This is a genomic window from Pseudomonas fluorescens (genome assembly GCF_001708445.1).
Taxonomy (GTDB): Bacteria; Pseudomonadota; Gammaproteobacteria; order Pseudomonadales; family Pseudomonadaceae; genus Aquipseudomonas; species Aquipseudomonas gorinensis.
Map to the genome: position 1 here is coordinate 6,226,836 of NZ_CP015637.1, position 15,663 is coordinate 6,242,498.

A 15,663-nucleotide genomic window follows, 5' to 3' on the forward strand; every position below is an offset into this window, starting at 1 on the left:
CCGAGCGTCTGAATGCACTTTAGTCAGGTGACTGATAGGACTTCTCGACAAATCCTACGCCCGACACGGACAATAGTGGCCGACTGACAGGAGTCCATATGCGTCGTTTGTTTTTTTCCTTGCTGATGTTCTGCGTTTTGCCCGCCTGGGCAGACGGCCATGACCAGTTGTACAAGGTCGCCGGCTGGGCCGAACAACGTGCGCATTTCAATGATGCCCTCAGTGCAGCCCAGCAACGCTACCGCAACAGCCTGCCGCCGGCGGTGTACCAGGCGCTGGTGGACAACAGCAACAGGCGCTTCGCCGCCCAGGCCATGGACCAGCGTGCCGAAGCGCAGTTGCGCCAGCACCTGGCGGACCCCAAGCCGGCCCTGGCGTTCTTCCAATCGCCGCTGGGCCGCAAGATCGTCGCCGCCGAATTGCTCGCCACCCGCCGCGACCAGTTGGCTAAAAATGCCCAGGGCCTGCCGCATGTCGAAGCCGACGCCACCCGCAGCCTGATCATCGGCCACTTGGCCCAAGCCCTGCCCGCCCGTGAAGCCGGTGCGGAAGTCAGCCTGGCAATCGCCGGCGTGGCGGCCGACAGCTTGAGCCAGATGATTCCCGGCCTGTTGGGCGGCGACCAAGCCCAGGGCATGCTGGATGGGCAACGCGAGCGCTTGATGCAACAGATCGGCAATGACCTGAACAACACACTGCTGTACGTCTATCGAGATTTGTCTGACCCGGAGCTGGAAGAATTCGCGACGTTTGCGGAGTCGCCGGAGGGTAAGGCGTATTACCGGGCGGCGCTGGCAGCGGTTCGTGCGGGGCTGGCGGTCGGCCAAAGCACTTCAAGCCTGACGCAGTAGAAAATGTGGGAGGGGGCTTGCCCCCGATGGCAGTGGGTCAGCTACAGATAAGCTGACTGATGCACCGCTATCGGGGGCAAGCCCCCTCCCACATTTGGATTGCGTTATTTCAAATGGTCTGTCAAATACCGGAAGTACTCTTCACGAATCTCCGGAATCTCATTGGCCAGGTGATGCCGGCCACGCGGCAGCATCAACACCTCGGGCTGGTCGAACTTGCCCCGCAGTACCTGCAAGTTGTGCTGCCAATCCACGGTCATGTCTTCCTCTCCCTGCACAATCACCGGCCGCCGTGGGCTGCGCGGTGCGGCTTCGATGCGTTTGATCCAGCGCGCCAGCGCCCCCACCCAGGCGGTTGGCAGCTGGCGCGGCTGAAGCGGGTCGGCCTCCAGGAACGGCTTGAACTGCGGGTCGTTGGTGTTCTCGCTGAAACGCCGGGCGATGCCTTTGACGAACGGGCGCAACAGGTAATAGCTGACCTGCGACCACCCCCACGCACGCGGCCGTACCAGCGGAGACAGCAGGAAGGTCTTGCCTTGGGCCGGGCTGTCGGCCCCGCGGCTGAGCAGGTGGTCGACCACCACCGCGCCGCCGGTGCTTTGCCCGAACAAGTGCCAGGGCTGCGGCAATTGCAGCGCTTGGGCTTGAGCGAACAGTGCCTGCACCACGTCCTGATACACCGCAAAATCATCGATGCTGGCACGCGCGCCGCTGGACAAGCCATGGCCTGGCAAATCGCAGGCGATCACCACAAAGCCCTGGTCCAGCGCCCAGTCCACCACGTGGCGATACAGCCCCATGTGGTCGTAGAAGCCGTGGAACATGAACATCGTCGCCACCGGTGCGGGCGGCCACCATACCTGGGCCACCACCTGGAACCCATCGACCTCGAAACGTCCCAGCCGGCTCACTGCCGGCACTTTGCGTGCGGCCAGGTCCAGGCCGTAGAAACGCTGGTAGACCCGCGCCTCGGCGCTGAGCGGCTGCGCATCCACCAGGGGTCGCAAGCTTTCGCGCAGATGATCGGGGTCAAAGGTGACGGGCATAGGAGGTTCCAGACTTGAGGCTTCACGCACTGCGCAGATGAATATCGAGCTGCGATATTCATCTGTCAGGGCAAGCATGGCAAGCTACGCGACCTTCGAGGATAGATCTGAATGCGACAGCCCTACCGCAGTGCCTTATTCGCCAGCCTGCTCCTGATCCTCTGCGTCGGCGTGCTATGGGCCGCCTATGATTGGTTCCAAGGCCGCTACCTGCGCGCCTTCAGCGAACATACGGCGGTCTTTTCCGGCGACGCCCTGCACCTGCCCGCCGACCTTGCCGGCCCCGGCCACATCCGCCTGGTGCACTTCTGGGACCCGGCCTGCCCGTGCAACGTCGGCAACCAGCAACACCTGGCCGAGCTGATCGAGCACTACGCGCCCCAGGGCGTCGAATTCTACGCCCTGCAAAAAACCGGCAGCCACGGCCAATTGCCCGATAACCTGCGCCAGATGAAAATCCTCACCGCCCTGCCCGGTGCCGACCAGATACCCGCCGTCCCCGCCGTGGGGATCTGGGATCGCACGGGCAAGCTTGCGTATTTCGGGCCTTATAGCGAAGGGCTGACGTGCAATTCCAGCAACAGCTTTATCGAGCCGATCCTCAAGGCTCTTGAAGACGGACGCGCAGTGAATGCCACTCACACCCTGGCGGTGGGCTGCTATTGTTCGTGGCCAACAGGTTCGTAGCCCACTCCCCTCTCTTGCTAAGGAATGTTCATGAAGCGCGTCTTGCAGGCTCTCGCGGTTCTGGTGGTGCTGATCGCTCTCGGCGCCGTCGGGTACGTCTACAGCAAACTGCCCACCCGCCAGGGCACGGTTGAGCTGGCGCACCTGCAAGGCTCGGTCACCGTGCGCTACGACGACCGTGGCGTGCCGCATATCCGCGCCGAGAACGAGACCGACCTGTACCGCGCCCTGGGCTATGTGCAGGCCCAGGACCGGCTGTTCCAGATGGAAATCATGCGGCGCCTGGCCCGTGGCGAGCTGGCCGAGGTGCTGGGGCCCAAGCTGCTGGAGACCGACAAGCTGTTTCGCAGCCTGCGCATTCGTGAGCGCGCCCTGAGCTATGTGGAGCATATGGACCGCGAGTCTGCGTCGTGGAAGGCCCTGCAAGCCTATTTGGACGGGATCAACGCGTATCAGGACAGCCACGCCAGCCCGATGGAGTTCGATGTGCTGGGCATTCCCAAGCGCCGGTTCACCGCCGAAGACACCATCAGCGTCGCCGGCTACCTGGCCTACAGCTTTGCCGCCGCGTTTCGTACAGAGCCCTTGCTGACCTATGTACGTGACCAGTTGGGCAGCGATTACCTGAAAGTGTTCGACCTCGACTGGCAACCCAAGGGCGCACTCAACCTGGCCGCCGGCGATTGGCAAACCCTTGGCGCCATCGCCTCCCTGAGCGAACAAGCCTTGGCCGACAACGGCTTGCCGCAGTTCGAAGGCAGCAACGCCTGGGCCATCAGTGGCAACCGCACCAAAAGCGGCAAGCCGTTGCTGGCCGGTGACCCGCATATCCGCTTCTCGGTGCCGTCGGTGTGGTATGAGGCGCAGTTGTCGGCGCCGGGCTTCGAACTGTACGGCTATCACAACGCGCTGGTACCGGTGGCGTTCCTGGGGCACAACCTGGACTTCGGCTGGAGCCTGACCATGTTCCAGAATGATGACCTCGACCTGATCGCCGAGAAGGTCAACCCGGACAATTCCAACCAGGTCTGGTACCACGACCAGTGGGTCGACATGACCAGCAGCGAGCAACAGATCGCGGTGAAAGGCCAGGCACCGGTCACGGTCACCCTGCGCCAGTCGCCCCATGGCCCGATCATCAATGACGTGCTTGGCGACAATGCCGGCAAGACGCCGATTGCCATGTGGTGGGCGTTCCTCGACACCGAGAACCCGATCCTCGAAGGTTTCTACCAGCTCAACCGCGCCGACACCCTGGCCAAGGCGCGCGCGGCTGCATCCAAGGTTTCCGCGCCGGGGCTGAATATCGTGTGGGCCAATGCCAAGGGCGATATCGGCTGGTGGGCGGCGGCACAGTTGCCGATCCGCCCGGCCGGTGTCAACGCCGGGTTTATCCTCGACGGTAGCAGCGCCCAGGCCGACAAGCTGGGTTTCTACCCCTTCAGCGCCAACCCCCAGGAAGAAAACCCCGCGCGTGGCTATGTGGTGTCGGCCAACGCCCAGCCGGTATCGCCCACGGGCATGGAGATCCCCGGTTATTACAACCTGGCCGACCGGGGCCAACAGTTGAACGCGCAGTTGAGCGACAAGAGCGTGAAGTGGGATGTGAACAACAGCCAGGCCTTGCAACTGGGCACCACCACCGCCTACGGCCCGCGCCTGCTGGCGCCGCTGCTGCCGGTGCTGCGCGAGGTGGTCAAGGACCCGGCGCAATTGAAACTGGTGGAACAGCTTGCCAGCTGGAAAGGCGACTACCCGCTGGACTCCACCAGCGCCACGCTGTTCAACCAGTTCCTGTTCAACCTGGCCGATGCCACCTTCCACCCGAAACTGGGCGACGGCATGTTCAAGACCCTGCTCGGCACCCGCGTGATCGACGCCGCCTTGCCACGCCTGGCCGCATCGGCGGATTCACCCTGGTGGGACGGCAAGCGCGCCGAGCTCGTCAAACTGGCCTGGGACAACAGCCTGGCGCACCTCAAGACCACCTTCGGCGATGACCCGACTCAGTGGCAGTGGGGCAAGGCCCATACCCTGACCCACAGCCATCCACTGGGCTCGCAAAAGCCATTGGACTTGATCGTCAACGTCGGCCCCTTCCCGGCGCCCGGCACCCACGAAGTGCCGAACAACCAGTCGGCCGCCATCGGCCCGGCGCCATGGCCAGTGACCTACGGCCCATCGACCCGCCGCCTGATCGACTTCGCTGACCCGGCCCACGCCCTGACCATCAACCCGGTCGGGCAAAGCGGCGTGCCGTTCGACAAGCACTACAGCGATCAAGCGGAAACCTATATCGAAGGGGGTTACGAGCAGGCGCATTTCAGTGATGAGGAAGTCACGGCCAATACACGCGGTACGCTGAAGCTATTGCCCGCTCGATAACGGCCTGAAACGCGATCAAACCTGTGGGAGGTCCCGCTAAAAGCGCCGTCGCCCAGCAAACTGGCCCCCTGTGGCAAGCGGGCTTGCCCTTTGTAGGAGCGAGCTTGCTCGCGAAAAACGTCAACGATAACGCGTGTTTCCTGAATCAACGCGGCGCCTGTGAGTTCTTCGCGAGCAAGCTCGCTCCTACAGAAGGCGATGTACGCCACAAAAAATGCCGTCGTTTAATACAGCCCTTCCCACGGTGTGTTCCGTTTAGAGCGGCGCCGCAAAGTTGCGCCGGAACTGTTGCGGCGTCACGCCCAGGCGGCGATTGAACACGTTGCGCATGTGCTGGGCATCGCGAAAACCGCACTGATAGGCCACGGTCTTGAGCGGCGCGGGACTGCTTTCGAGCATCATCCGCGCCGCATCCACCCGCGCCCGCTCGACAAACTCCGCAGGCGTTATCCGCGCTTCACGGGTGAACACCCGAGAGAAATTACGCGCACTCATATTCGCGGCCTTGGCCAGGTCGGCGATGGTCAAGTCACCGGTCAGGTTCGCCAAGACGTACACCTGCACCAGCGCTACCGCCGAGGTGGTTTCGGCATGGGGCGTGAGGAACGGGCTGAACTGTGACTGCCCACCCGAGCGCTGGGTGAACACCACCAGGCGCTTGGCCACGCTCAGCGCCACCTCCGGGCCATGGTCCTGGGCCAACAGGTACAGCGAGAGGTCGATACCCGCCGTGACGCCAGCCGAGGTGTAGAGGTTGCCGTCTTGCACGTAGAGGCGGTCAGCTTCGACCTGGGCGCGGGGGCACAAACGCGCCAGGCCTGCCGCATCATTCCAATGCGTCGTGACGGTTTTTCCATCCAGTAGCCCGGCGCGCGCCAGCGTGAAGGCGCCGTTGCAGATTGAACCGAAGCGCCGCGCCCGGGCGGTTGCACCACGCAGCCAATCATCGAACGGGGCGCCAAATTCCTCGAAGGGCAATTGCGGGCCACCGGGGACCAGCAGCAGGTCATAGGCTTGCAGGGCTTCGCTGTAGTGCCGGTGGGCCTGCAATGACAAACCGTTGGAGGCAGCCAGCGTGCCGTGGCCCAGCCCGATGACCTCCATCTGGTAGTGATCCTGGGGCGGCAGAAAGCGGTTGGCTTCGCAGAACACATCCAGGGGGCCGGTCACATCCAGTGACTGGACGCCGGGGAAGATCAGGATGGCGACGGTCTTGTGCATGCTCACAGACACCTTTTTCTAACGGAATAAAATGCAAACCCTGTGGGAGGGAGCTTGCTCCCGATGGCGTTGTATCAGTCAGCAGATGCAGTGCCTGGTGCTCAGCTATCGGGGGCAAGCCCCCTCTCACATTTTGATTTTCGCAGGCTTCAAGAGTGATATCGCCCGCTACACCCTAGTCGATTTCCCCTTGGCACGATGTGACGGCAGATTGGCCGGGATCGCCCCCTCGTCACCATGGCCGCTTCACGGGCGCGCGGCCAGACTGGAGGCTTTCCAGAGGAGAACCACCATGAGCACCACCATCGCCGGCATCAAGATCCCGGACAGCGCCCTGGCCAAGGCCACCACCGAGTACATCCGCGACATTGAATCCGACCTGCTCTACCACCACTCCCGCCGGGTATTCCTGTTCGGCGCCTTGAGCGGTGAGCGCAGGCAACTGGCCTACAACCCCGAGTTGCTGTACGTCGGTGCGATGTTCCATGACCTGGGCCTGGTGGAAGGCCATCGCAGTGACAACGAGCGTTTCGAAGTAGACGGTGCCAACGCAGCGGCGGATTTTCTCAAGCCCTACGGACTGAGCGACGACGATATCGAACAGGTGTGGCTGTCCATCGCCCTGCACACCACACCGGGTGTGCCACAGCATCTGCGCCCGACCGTGGCGCTGGTGACGGCCGGCGTGGAAATGGACGTGCTGGGCATGGACTACGCCGCCTTTCCCAGCGTGCAGCGCGAAGCCGTGGTGCATGCGCATCCACGTGGTGAAGGGTTCAAGGAGTGCATCATCTGCGCCTTCGCCGACGGCTTGCGCCATCGTCCGCAGACCACGTTTGGCAACGTGAAGACCGATGTGCTGGTGGACCAGGAGCCGGGGTTCAAGCCGATGAATTTTGTCGAGGTGATTCGCCAGTCGCCGTGGTTGGCGTAGCGGAGTTGAAATGCAATCAACTGTGGGAGGGGCGGTGCGACGTTTCGACTTGCCCCCTCCCACATTTTGACCGCGCAGGCTTTTAGACCGGCGCTGGCGCCCGACGCACATCCGGCTGCTGCCAGCCATCCGCCGCCGCTTCTTCGATCGCCTGCTGGATCGCCTTCTTGCGCATTTCTTCGGCACGCCGGCTGAAGAACCACACCAGGAAGGTCACCAGCGATACCGCCAGCAGAATCAGGCTGGCCACGGCGTTGATCTCGGGTTTAACCCCCAGGCGCACTGCCGAGAACACTTCCATCGGCAAGGTGGTCGAACCCGGGCCCGACACGAAGCTGGCCAGTACCAAGTCATCCAGGGACAGCGCGAACGACATCATCCCACCGGCCGCCAACGACGGCGCGATCATCGGGATGGTGATCAGGAAGAACACCTTCCACGGCCGCGCACCCAGGTCCATCGCCGCTTCTTCGATCGACAGGTCCAGTTCACGCAGGCGCGCCGACACTACCACCGCCACATAGGCCGCGCAGAACGTGGTGTGGGCGATCCAGATGGTGACAATGCCACGCTCCTGGGGCCAGCCGATCATCTGCGCCATCGCCACGAACAGCAGCAACAGCGACAGACCGGTGATCACTTCCGGCATCACCAACGGTGCAGTCACCAGGCCGCCGAACAGCGTACGGCCTTTGAACTGACTGATGCGCGTCAAGACGAACGCGGCCAAGGTGCCCAGCGCCACCGCCGCCACCGCCGTGTAGCAGGCGATTTCCAGGGAGCGCGCCACCGAGCCCATCAACTGGGTGTTGTCCAGCAGGCCCACGTACCACTTGATCGACCAACCGCCCCACACTGTCACCAGCTTGGATTCGTTGAACGAGTAGATCACCAGAATCAGCATCGGCAGGTAGATGAACAACAACCCCGCCACCAGCATGAAGCTTGAGAAACTGACGCGCTTCATATCTTGCCCTCCATCTCTTTGGCTTGGCTGCGGTTAAACAGGATGATCGGCACGATCAGGATCGCCAGCATCACCACCGCCAGGGCAGAGGCCACCGGCCAGTCACGGTTGTTGAAGAATTCTTGCCACAACACTTTACCGATCATCAGGGTTTCCGGGCCGCCAAGCAGTTCCGGGATCACGAACTCGCCCACTACCGGAATGAAGACCAGCATGCAGCCGGCGATGATGCCGTTCTTGGACAGCGGCACGGTGATCTTCCAGAAGCTGTTGAACGTGCTCGACCCGAGGTCTGACGCGGCTTCCAACAGGCTCTGGTCATGCTTCACCAGGTTGGCGTACAGCGGCAGGATCATGAACGGCAAGTATGAATAGACCACGCCGATATACACCGCGATGTTGGTGTTGAGGATCTGCAACGGTTCGTTGATCAGGCCCATGGACATCAGGAAGCCATTGAGCAAGCCGTTGTTGCTGAGAATGCCCATCCACGCATACACGCGGATCAGGATCGCGGTCCAGGTCGGCATCATGATCAGCAGCACCAGTACGGTCTGCATCTCCTTGCGCGCACTGGCAATCGCATAGGCCATCGGGTAGCCGATCACCAGGCAGAGGATGGTGCTGAAAAACGCCATCTTCAGCGAGCCCAGGTACGCGGCGATGTACAACTCGTCATCGCCGAGCATCGCGTAGTTGGCCAGGTTCAGCACCAACTGCAACTTCTGCTCTACGAAGGTGTAGATCTCGGTGTATGGCGGGATCGCCACGTCGGCTTCGGCAAAGCTGATCTTCAGGACGATGAAGAACGGCAGCATGAAGAACAGGAACAGCCAGAGGAAAGGGATCCCGATGACCACATGCCGGCCACCGGGGGTTATTCGTTGCAGCTGGCGCTTGAACTTTTTCATATTCATGAGCGAAGTACCACGCCGCTGTCGTCTTCCCACCATACGTACACCTGGTCACCCCAGGTCGGACGCTGGCCACGGCGCTCTGCGTTGGCAACGAAGGACTGCACCAGCTTGCCGCTCGGCAGCTCGACGTAGAACACCGAGTGGCCACCCAGGTAGGCGATATCGTGCACCTTGCCGCTGGACCAGTTGTGCTCGCAGGTCGGCATTTCGGTGGTCACCAGCAGTTTTTCCGGGCGGATGGCGTAGGTCACCGACTTGTCTTCGACCGCTGTGGCGATGCCGTAGCCCACGTAGATGTCGCGGTCCAGGTCCGGGCACTTGAGTACCGCGTGGCCTTCGGCGTCGTCCACCACCTGGGTGTCGAAGATGTTGACGTTGCCGATGAATTCGCACACCAGGCGGCTGGTGGGGGTCTCGTAGATGTCGACCGGGCTGCCGATCTGGGCGATCCAGCCCAGGTGCATGATTGCGATGCGCTCGGCCATGGTCATGGCCTCTTCCTGGTCGTGGGTCACCATGACGCAGGTCACGCCGACACGCTCGATGATTTCCACCAGTTCCAGTTGCATCTGCGAACGCAGTTTCTTGTCGAGTGCGCCCATCGGCTCATCGAGCAGCAGCAGTTTCGGGCGCTTGGCCAGGGAACGGGCCAGGGCCACGCGCTGACGCTGGCCGCCGGACAACTGGTGCGGCTTGCGCTTGGCGAACTGGCTCATCTGTACCAGCTTGAGCATCTCGGCCACGCGCGCATCCACTTCGGCCTTGGGGATCTTGTCCTGCTGCAGGCCGAACGCGATGTTCTGCGCCACGGTCATGTGCGGGAACAAGGCGTAGGACTGGAACATCATGTTGATCGGCCGCTCGTAGGGCGGCATATCAGTGATGTCCACGCCGTCGAGGTAGATGCGACCTTCGGTGGGGCGCTCAAAGCCTGCGAGCATGCGCAGCAAGGTGGATTTGCCCGAACCCGAACCGCCGAGCAAGGCGAATATCTCGCCTTTCTTGATTTCCAGGGACACATCGTCCACGGCAATCGTCTCGTCGAACTTCTTCGTGACCCGGTCGATTTTGACCAGCACCTTTTTCGGTGTCTGGTCGCCCTCGAGGGCTTTCTTATAGGCGCCGGAGGCAACTGCCATTTACGAAACTCCCAAAAAAAAGAGTGCGGTTCGCCCGAGGTGGGCGAACCTTGGATAGTTAGAGCCTTACTTGCCCGTCTTGACCTTGGTCCAGCTACGGGTCATTAAACGCTGCACCTTCGGGGGTAGCTCGAAGTTGACGAATGTCCGGTCGAGAACCGCCTGCGGTGGGTAAACCGCTGCGTCGGTGCGTATCGATTGCTCCATCAGTTTGTCCGCCCCTGGGTTAGGGTTGGCATAACCGACGTGATCACTGACCTGAGCGATCACCTCAGGTTGCAGCAAATAGTTGATAAAGGCGTGGGCTTCCTTGACGTTGGTGGCATCCTTGGGAATCGCCAGCACGTCAAACCACAGGTTGCCGCCTTCTTTCGGAATCGCGTAGGCGATGTTCACGCCTTTACCCGCTTCGGCCGCCCGGGCCTTGGCCTGGAACACATCACCGGAGAACCCGGCAGCCACGCAGATATTGCCGTTGGCCAGGTCGGAGATGTATTTGGAGGAGTGGAAGTAGGTCACGTAGGGACGCACTTTCAGTAGTTTTTCTTCGGCCTTCTTGTAGTCGTCCGGGTTGGTACTGTTGGGGTTGAGGCCCATGTAGTTGAGTACTGCCGGCAGCATTTCATCCGCCGAGTCCATAAAGGACACGCCGCAGGACGCCAGCTTCTTCATGTTTTCCGGTTCGAACAGCACGGCCCACGAGTCGATATGGTCGACACCCAGTACTTCCTTCACTTTATCGACGTTGTAGCCAATGCCGTTGGTGCCCCACAGGTACGGTACAGCGTACTGGTTACCCGGGTCGTTCTTTTCCAGGCGCTTGAGCAACGCCGGATCAAGGTTGGCGTAGTTCGTCAGCAACGACTTGTCGAGCTTCTGGAATGCTCCGGCCTTGATCTGCTTGCCGAGGAAGTGGTTGGACGGCACGACCACGTCGTAACCCGTGCGCCCGGCGAGCAACTTGCCTTCCAGGGTTTCATTGGAATCAAACACGTCATACACCGGCTTGATGCCGCTGGCTTTTTCAAAGTTGGCCAGGGTGTCGGGCCCGATGTAGTCCGACCAGTTATAAACATGCACGGTCGATGCGGCCTGCACGCTGACAGCCAGCGTGATACCTGCACCCACCAGCAAGGCTTTGCGAAATAAAGAAAATGGCAAGTGGAGGTCCTCTTAAATAGTTGGGCCCAAAGTTGTTGCCCGGCAACAAAACCGGCGCGCAACTTACCCTCGATAAACCGATCCGGCAAAACTTTCTGTCATTTAATTACTGTACGGTTGCCGCTCTTTGTAGGAGCGAGCTTGCTCGCGAAGAACTCACAGGCAACGCGGGCGACCAGAGGCGCTGCGTTATCGTTGACGATTTTCGCGAGCAAGCTCGCTGCTACAGGTTTCCTCGCTTATTTGCCCGACTTGATCTTGGTCCAGCTGCGTGTCATTTCACGCTGGGTTGCCGCCGGCAAGTCAGCAATGGCGTAGAGCTTGGCCTGCACCTCCGCCGGCGGGTAGATGCCCGGGTCGCTGGTGATGTCTTTATCGACCAGTGCGGTGGCTTTTTCGTTACCGTTCGGGAAACGGACGCTGTTGGTAATGCTCGCCATGACTTCCGGCTTGAGCAGGTAGTTCAGGAACTTGTAGGCAGCGTCGACGTTTTCGGCATCTTTAGGGATGGCGACCATGTCGTAGAAGCTACCGGCGCCTTCTTTCGGAATGTCGTAGGCGACCTTGACCTTGCCACCGGCTTCAGCCGCGCGGGACTTGGCCTGCTGGATGTCACCCGAGTAGCCCACGGCCACGCAGATGTTGCCGTTGGCCAGGTCGGAGATGTATTTGGACGAGTGGAAGTAGCCAATCGAAGGACGGATCTTGAGGAACAGATCTTCAGCTTTCTTCAAGTCTTCTTTTTTCTGGGTGTCGGTCGGCAGGCCCAGGTAATGCAGCGCCACTGGCAGCATTTCGGTTGGCGAATCGAGGAAGCTCACGCCGCAGCTTTTCAGCTTGGCGATGTTTTCCGGCTTGAGCAGGGTGTCCCACGAATCGATCTTGTCCACGCCCAGCGCAGCCTTGACCTTCTCCGGGTTGTAGCCGATACCGATCGAGCCCCACATGTACGGGAATGCGTGCTTGTTGTCCGGGTCGCTGACCGACACGGCTTTGAGCAGGGCTTTGTTCAGGTTGCCGTAGTTGGACAATTTGGACTTGTCCAGCTCCTGGTAGACCCCAGCCTTGATCTGCTTGGCAAGGAAGTTGTTCGACGGTACGACGATGTCGTAGCCGGACTTGCCTGCCAGCAACTTGGCTTCCAGGGTCTCGTTACTGTCGAAAACGTCGTACACCACTTTAATGCCCGACTCTTTTTCAAAGTTGGCGATGGTGTCCGGAGCGATGTAGTCGGACCAGTTATAGACGTGCAGCACTTTATCGTCTGCCTGGGCCGCGCCTGCCATTGCGCCCATCAGGGACAAGGCGAGGAGGGTCTTGCCCGCGTTCTTCAAACCTAATGCCTTCATTTGGTGATGCTCCAATTTTTCTTTTTTGGGCCACAAGCTTGTGTGTGTTTCGCGGCCCACAAAGGGCAACAAAACAGGGCGACAGTCTGGCAACTTAGAGGGCCGGCTTTCAACCAAAGCCCTCGATTTATACATGCATATTTATAGCTGCCCAGACGCAGCGGCAAAGCCACCGCGCACTGAGCCTAGCACTTAGCCCTGCAATGCCGCCAAAGTCAGGTCCAGGCAATGCCGAGCCTTGGTTACCAGCTCATCAATTTCAGCCTTGCTGATCACCAGTGGCGGCGAAATGATCATGGTGTCGCCCACGGCGCGCATGATCAGGCCATTCTCGAAGCAGAAGGTGCGGCAGATCATGCCAACGCCACGGCCTTCGTAACGCTTGCGCGTCGCTTTGTCCTGGACCAGTTCAATTGCACCGAGCATGCCGACACCGCGTACTTCACCCACCAACGGGTGGTCAGCCAGCTCCCTCAGACGTTTCTGCAAATACGGTGCCGTTTCGTCGTGAACGCGGTTAACGATTTTTTCATCGCGCATGATGCGGATGTTTTCCAACGCAACCGCCGCTGCCACCGGGTGACCGGAATAGGTGAAGCCGTGGTTGAAATCGCCGCCTTCATTCAGCACGGCAACCACATCGTCACGCACGATCAGGCCGCCCATCGGGATGTAGCCCGAGGTCAGGCCCTTGGCGATGGTCATCATGTCTGGCTTGAGGTCGTAGAAATCGCTACCGAACCACTCACCGGTACGGCCGAAACCACAGATCACTTCATCGGCGACAAACAGGATGTCGTACTTGGCGAGAATTTCCTTGATGCGCGGCCAGTAGGTCGCGGGCGGTACGATCACGCCACCGGCGCCCTGGATCGGCTCGGCAATAAAGGCCCCGACGTTGTCCACACCCAGCTCCAGGATCTTCTCTTCCAGCTGGTTGGCAGCCCACACCCCGAACTCTTCGGGGCTCATGTCACCGCCTTCGCCGAACCAATAGGGCTGGGCGATATGGACGATGCCCGGGATCGGCAAATCGCCCTGTTCATGCATATAAGTCATGCCGCCCAGGCTGGCGCCAGCCACGGTGGAGCCGTGGTAGCCATTCTTGCGGCTGATGATGGTTTTCTTGTTCGGTTGGCCCTTGATCGCCCAGTAGTGGCGGACCATACGCAACATGGTGTCGTTGCCTTCGGAGCCGGAACCGGTGAAGAACACGTGGTTCATGCCAGCAGGCGCGATGTCGGAAATGGCCTTGGCCAATTCGAGTACCGGCGGGTGTGCGGTCTGGAAGAACAGGTTGTAGTACGGCAGTTCTTTCATCTGCTTGGCGGCGGCGTCGGCCAGTTCATCGCGACCGTAGCCGATCGCCACGCACCACAGGCCGGCCATGCCGTCGAGGATCTTGTTACCTTCGCTGTCCCACAGGTAAACGCCGTGGGCTTTGGTGATGATCCGCGGGCCTTTCTCTTTCAATTGCTTGAAGTCGCTGAACGGTGCCAGGTGGTGCTCACTGCTCAAGGCTTGCCATTCACGGGTTTGCGGGTTGTTGCTGGACATACCAATCTCCTAGACTTTTCAGGTGAGGGCGCGCCGTTCCCACGGCACGCCCGGCGCATCAGACGGCGAAGAGCAGGAATTCCCGCTCCCACGAACTGATCACGCGCTTGAAGTTTTCATGCTCGGCCCGCTTGACCGCGACGTAGCCTGTGATGAATTTATGACCCAGGTATTTCTCGATGGTCTTGCTGTTTTCCATGCGCTCCAGGGCGTCTTCGATGGTCAACGGCAGGCGCAGGTTGCGCCGCTCGTAGCCACGACCAACCACTGGTGCGCTCGGGTTATGGCCTTCGACCATGCCGATGTAGCCACACAGCAGGCTGGCGGCAATCGCCAGGTACGGGTTGGCGTCGGCCCCCGGCAGGCGGTTTTCCACACGGCGGTTTTGCGGGCCGGCATCCGGTACGCGTAGGCCGACGGTGCGGTTTTCTTCGCCCCATTCCACGTTGACCGGCGCCGAGGTGTCGGGCAGGAAGCGGCGGAACGAGTTCACGTTGGGGGCAAACAGCGGCAGCAATTCGGGGATGAATTTCTGCAAGCCGCCAATGTGGTTGAGGAACAGCTGGCTCATGGTCCCGTCTTCGTTGGAGAAGACGTTCTTGCCGGTGGCGATGTCGATGATGCTCTGGTGCAGGTGCATCGCGCTGCCAGGCTCGCCGGTCATCGGCTTGGCCATGAAGGTGGCGGCCACGTCGTGCTTGAGCGCGGCTTCCCGCATGGTGCGCTTGAACACCAGGATCTGGTCGGCCAGGGACAGGGCATCGCCGTGACGGAAGTTGATTTCCATCTGCGCCGTGCCGTCTTCGTGGATCAGGGTGTCGAGGTCCAGCTCCTGCAGCTCGCACCAGTCGTAGACGTCTTCGAACAACGGGTCGAATTCGTTGGCGGCTTCTATGGAGAAGGACTGGCGGCCGGTTTCCGGGCGACCGGAACGACCAATCGGCGGCTGCAGCGGGAAATCCGGGTCTTCGCAGCGCTTGGTCAGGTAGAACTCCATCTCAGGCGCCACGATGGGCTGCCAGCCTTTGTCGGCGTAGAGCTTGAGGACTTTCTTGAGCACGTTGCGCGGTGACAGCTCGATCGGGTTGCCTTGCTTGTCGTAGGTGTCGTGGATCACCTGGGCGGTCGGCTCGATGGCCCAAGGCACCAGGAATACCGCGTTCTGGTCGGGGCGGCAGATCATGTCGATGTCGGCCGGGTCGAGCAATTCGTAATAGATGTCGTCTTCGACGTAGTCGCCGGTCACGGTCTGCAACAGCACACTCTCGGGCAGGCGCATGCCTTTTTCGGCGATGAACTTGTTGGTCGGCGAGATCTTGCCCCGGGTGATGCCGGTGAGGTCGCCAATCATGCATTCGACTTCTGTGATCTTGTGGTCTTTCAACCAATCGGTGAGCTGGTCGAGGTTGTTACTCATAAATGCCTCTGGGCTGGGTTTCCTGGCATCCA

At 60.8% G+C, this 15,663-nt stretch carries 13 protein-coding genes; 4 read left to right on the top strand and 9 right to left on the bottom strand.

All coding sequences use genetic code 11. The features are described from left to right. The first annotated feature begins 98 nt into the window (after nucleotides 1–98). Nucleotides 99–851 carry a DUF2059 domain-containing protein gene (locus A7317_RS27885; RefSeq protein WP_024077965.1) on the top strand — a complete coding sequence of 251 codons (753 nt, stop codon included), beginning with the start codon at nucleotides 99–101 and terminating at the stop codon, nucleotides 849–851. A gap of 104 nt (nucleotides 852–955) precedes the next feature. Here A7317_RS27885 and A7317_RS27890 read toward each other — a convergent pair whose 3' ends face one another. Next, a complete protein-coding gene (locus A7317_RS27890; protein WP_024077966.1) occupies nucleotides 956–1,897 on the bottom strand; it encodes an alpha/beta hydrolase in 942 nt (313 codons plus the stop codon). Between the two features lie 111 nt (nucleotides 1,898–2,008). Between A7317_RS27890 and A7317_RS27895 the strand changes: the two genes are divergently transcribed. Both A7317_RS27895 and A7317_RS27900 read left to right on the top strand, forming a co-directional pair. Continuing rightward, nucleotides 2,009–2,584, top strand: a complete 576-nt coding sequence (locus tag A7317_RS27895; protein WP_069077235.1) for a DUF6436 domain-containing protein — start codon at nucleotides 2,009–2,011, stop codon at nucleotides 2,582–2,584. A gap of 30 nt (nucleotides 2,585–2,614) precedes the next feature. After that, complete coding sequence (locus A7317_RS27900; protein ID WP_069077236.1) at nucleotides 2,615–4,969, top strand: penicillin acylase family protein; 2,355 nt, start codon at nucleotides 2,615–2,617, stop codon at nucleotides 4,967–4,969. 255 nt (nucleotides 4,970–5,224) lie between these two features. Here A7317_RS27900 and A7317_RS27905 read toward each other — a convergent pair whose 3' ends face one another. Next, on the bottom strand, nucleotides 5,225–6,190 hold the full coding sequence (locus A7317_RS27905; RefSeq protein WP_069077237.1) for a GlxA family transcriptional regulator: 966 nt from the start codon (nucleotides 6,188–6,190) through the stop codon (nucleotides 5,225–5,227). A 292-nt stretch (nucleotides 6,191–6,482) separates the two neighbouring features. On the opposite strand from A7317_RS27905, the gene A7317_RS27910 reads away from it, so the two are divergent. Beyond that, complete coding sequence (locus A7317_RS27910) at nucleotides 6,483–7,124, top strand: HD domain-containing protein (RefSeq protein WP_024077970.1); 642 nt, start codon at nucleotides 6,483–6,485, stop codon at nucleotides 7,122–7,124. A gap of 82 nt (nucleotides 7,125–7,206) precedes the next feature. On the opposite strand, the gene A7317_RS27915 is transcribed toward A7317_RS27910, so the two are convergent. The 7 genes from A7317_RS27915 to A7317_RS27945 form a co-directional block, all read right to left on the bottom strand. After that, the gene (locus A7317_RS27915; protein ID WP_024077971.1) at nucleotides 7,207–8,091 is read right to left on the bottom strand and encodes an ABC transporter permease subunit; all 885 of its coding nucleotides are present in this window, start codon (nucleotides 8,089–8,091) and stop codon (nucleotides 7,207–7,209) included. Next, the gene (locus A7317_RS27920) at nucleotides 8,088–9,008 is read right to left on the bottom strand and encodes an ABC transporter permease subunit (protein WP_024077972.1); all 921 of its coding nucleotides are present in this window, start codon (nucleotides 9,006–9,008) and stop codon (nucleotides 8,088–8,090) included. Before A7317_RS27920 ends, A7317_RS27915 begins: the two co-directional genes overlap by 4 nt. Beyond that, nucleotides 9,005–10,147: an ABC transporter ATP-binding protein gene (locus A7317_RS27925; protein ID WP_024077973.1), complete on the bottom strand. Its 1,143-nt coding sequence runs from the start codon at nucleotides 10,145–10,147 to the stop codon at nucleotides 9,005–9,007. The genes A7317_RS27920 and A7317_RS27925 overlap by 4 nt, the downstream gene beginning before the upstream one ends. A gap of 66 nt (nucleotides 10,148–10,213) precedes the next feature. Then, nucleotides 10,214–11,308: a polyamine ABC transporter substrate-binding protein gene (locus A7317_RS27930; RefSeq protein ID WP_024077974.1), complete on the bottom strand. Its 1,095-nt coding sequence runs from the start codon at nucleotides 11,306–11,308 to the stop codon at nucleotides 10,214–10,216. A gap of 239 nt (nucleotides 11,309–11,547) precedes the next feature. Next, nucleotides 11,548–12,642 (bottom strand): polyamine ABC transporter substrate-binding protein, encoded by a 1,095-nt coding sequence (locus tag A7317_RS27935; protein WP_041161317.1) that lies wholly within the window; start codon nucleotides 12,640–12,642, stop codon nucleotides 11,548–11,550. A 207-nt stretch (nucleotides 12,643–12,849) separates the two neighbouring features. Continuing rightward, nucleotides 12,850–14,214 (bottom strand): aspartate aminotransferase family protein, encoded by a 1,365-nt coding sequence (locus A7317_RS27940; protein ID WP_024077976.1) that lies wholly within the window; start codon nucleotides 14,212–14,214, stop codon nucleotides 12,850–12,852. A 58-nt stretch (nucleotides 14,215–14,272) separates the two neighbouring features. Next, nucleotides 14,273–15,631, bottom strand: a complete 1,359-nt coding sequence (locus A7317_RS27945; protein WP_017845082.1) for a glutamine synthetase family protein — start codon at nucleotides 15,629–15,631, stop codon at nucleotides 14,273–14,275. Nucleotides 15,632–15,663 lie beyond the last annotated feature (32 nt).

Bases quoted from the DNA above. Each gene is read 5' to 3' on its own strand.
- A7317_RS27885 (WP_024077965.1), top strand. From the start codon at position 99: ATGCGTCGTTTGTTTTTTTCCTTGCTGATGTTCTGCGTTTTGCCCGCC.
- A7317_RS27890 (WP_024077966.1), bottom strand. From the start codon at position 1,897: ATGCCCGTCACCTTTGACCCCGATCATCTGCGCGAAAGCTTGCGACCC.
- A7317_RS27895 (WP_069077235.1), top strand. From the start codon at position 2,009: ATGCGACAGCCCTACCGCAGTGCCTTATTCGCCAGCCTGCTCCTGATC.
- A7317_RS27900 (WP_069077236.1), top strand. From the start codon at position 2,615: ATGAAGCGCGTCTTGCAGGCTCTCGCGGTTCTGGTGGTGCTGATCGCT.
- A7317_RS27905 (WP_069077237.1), bottom strand. From the start codon at position 6,190: ATGCACAAGACCGTCGCCATCCTGATCTTCCCCGGCGTCCAGTCACTG.
- A7317_RS27910 (WP_024077970.1), top strand. From the start codon at position 6,483: ATGAGCACCACCATCGCCGGCATCAAGATCCCGGACAGCGCCCTGGCC.
- A7317_RS27915 (WP_024077971.1), bottom strand. From the start codon at position 8,091: ATGAAGCGCGTCAGTTTCTCAAGCTTCATGCTGGTGGCGGGGTTGTTG.
- A7317_RS27920 (WP_024077972.1), bottom strand. From the start codon at position 9,008: ATGAATATGAAAAAGTTCAAGCGCCAGCTGCAACGAATAACCCCCGGT.
- A7317_RS27925 (WP_024077973.1), bottom strand. From the start codon at position 10,147: ATGGCAGTTGCCTCCGGCGCCTATAAGAAAGCCCTCGAGGGCGACCAG.
- A7317_RS27940 (WP_024077976.1), bottom strand. From the start codon at position 14,214: ATGTCCAGCAACAACCCGCAAACCCGTGAATGGCAAGCCTTGAGCAGT.
- A7317_RS27945 (WP_017845082.1), bottom strand. From the start codon at position 15,631: ATGAGTAACAACCTCGACCAGCTCACCGATTGGTTGAAAGACCACAAG.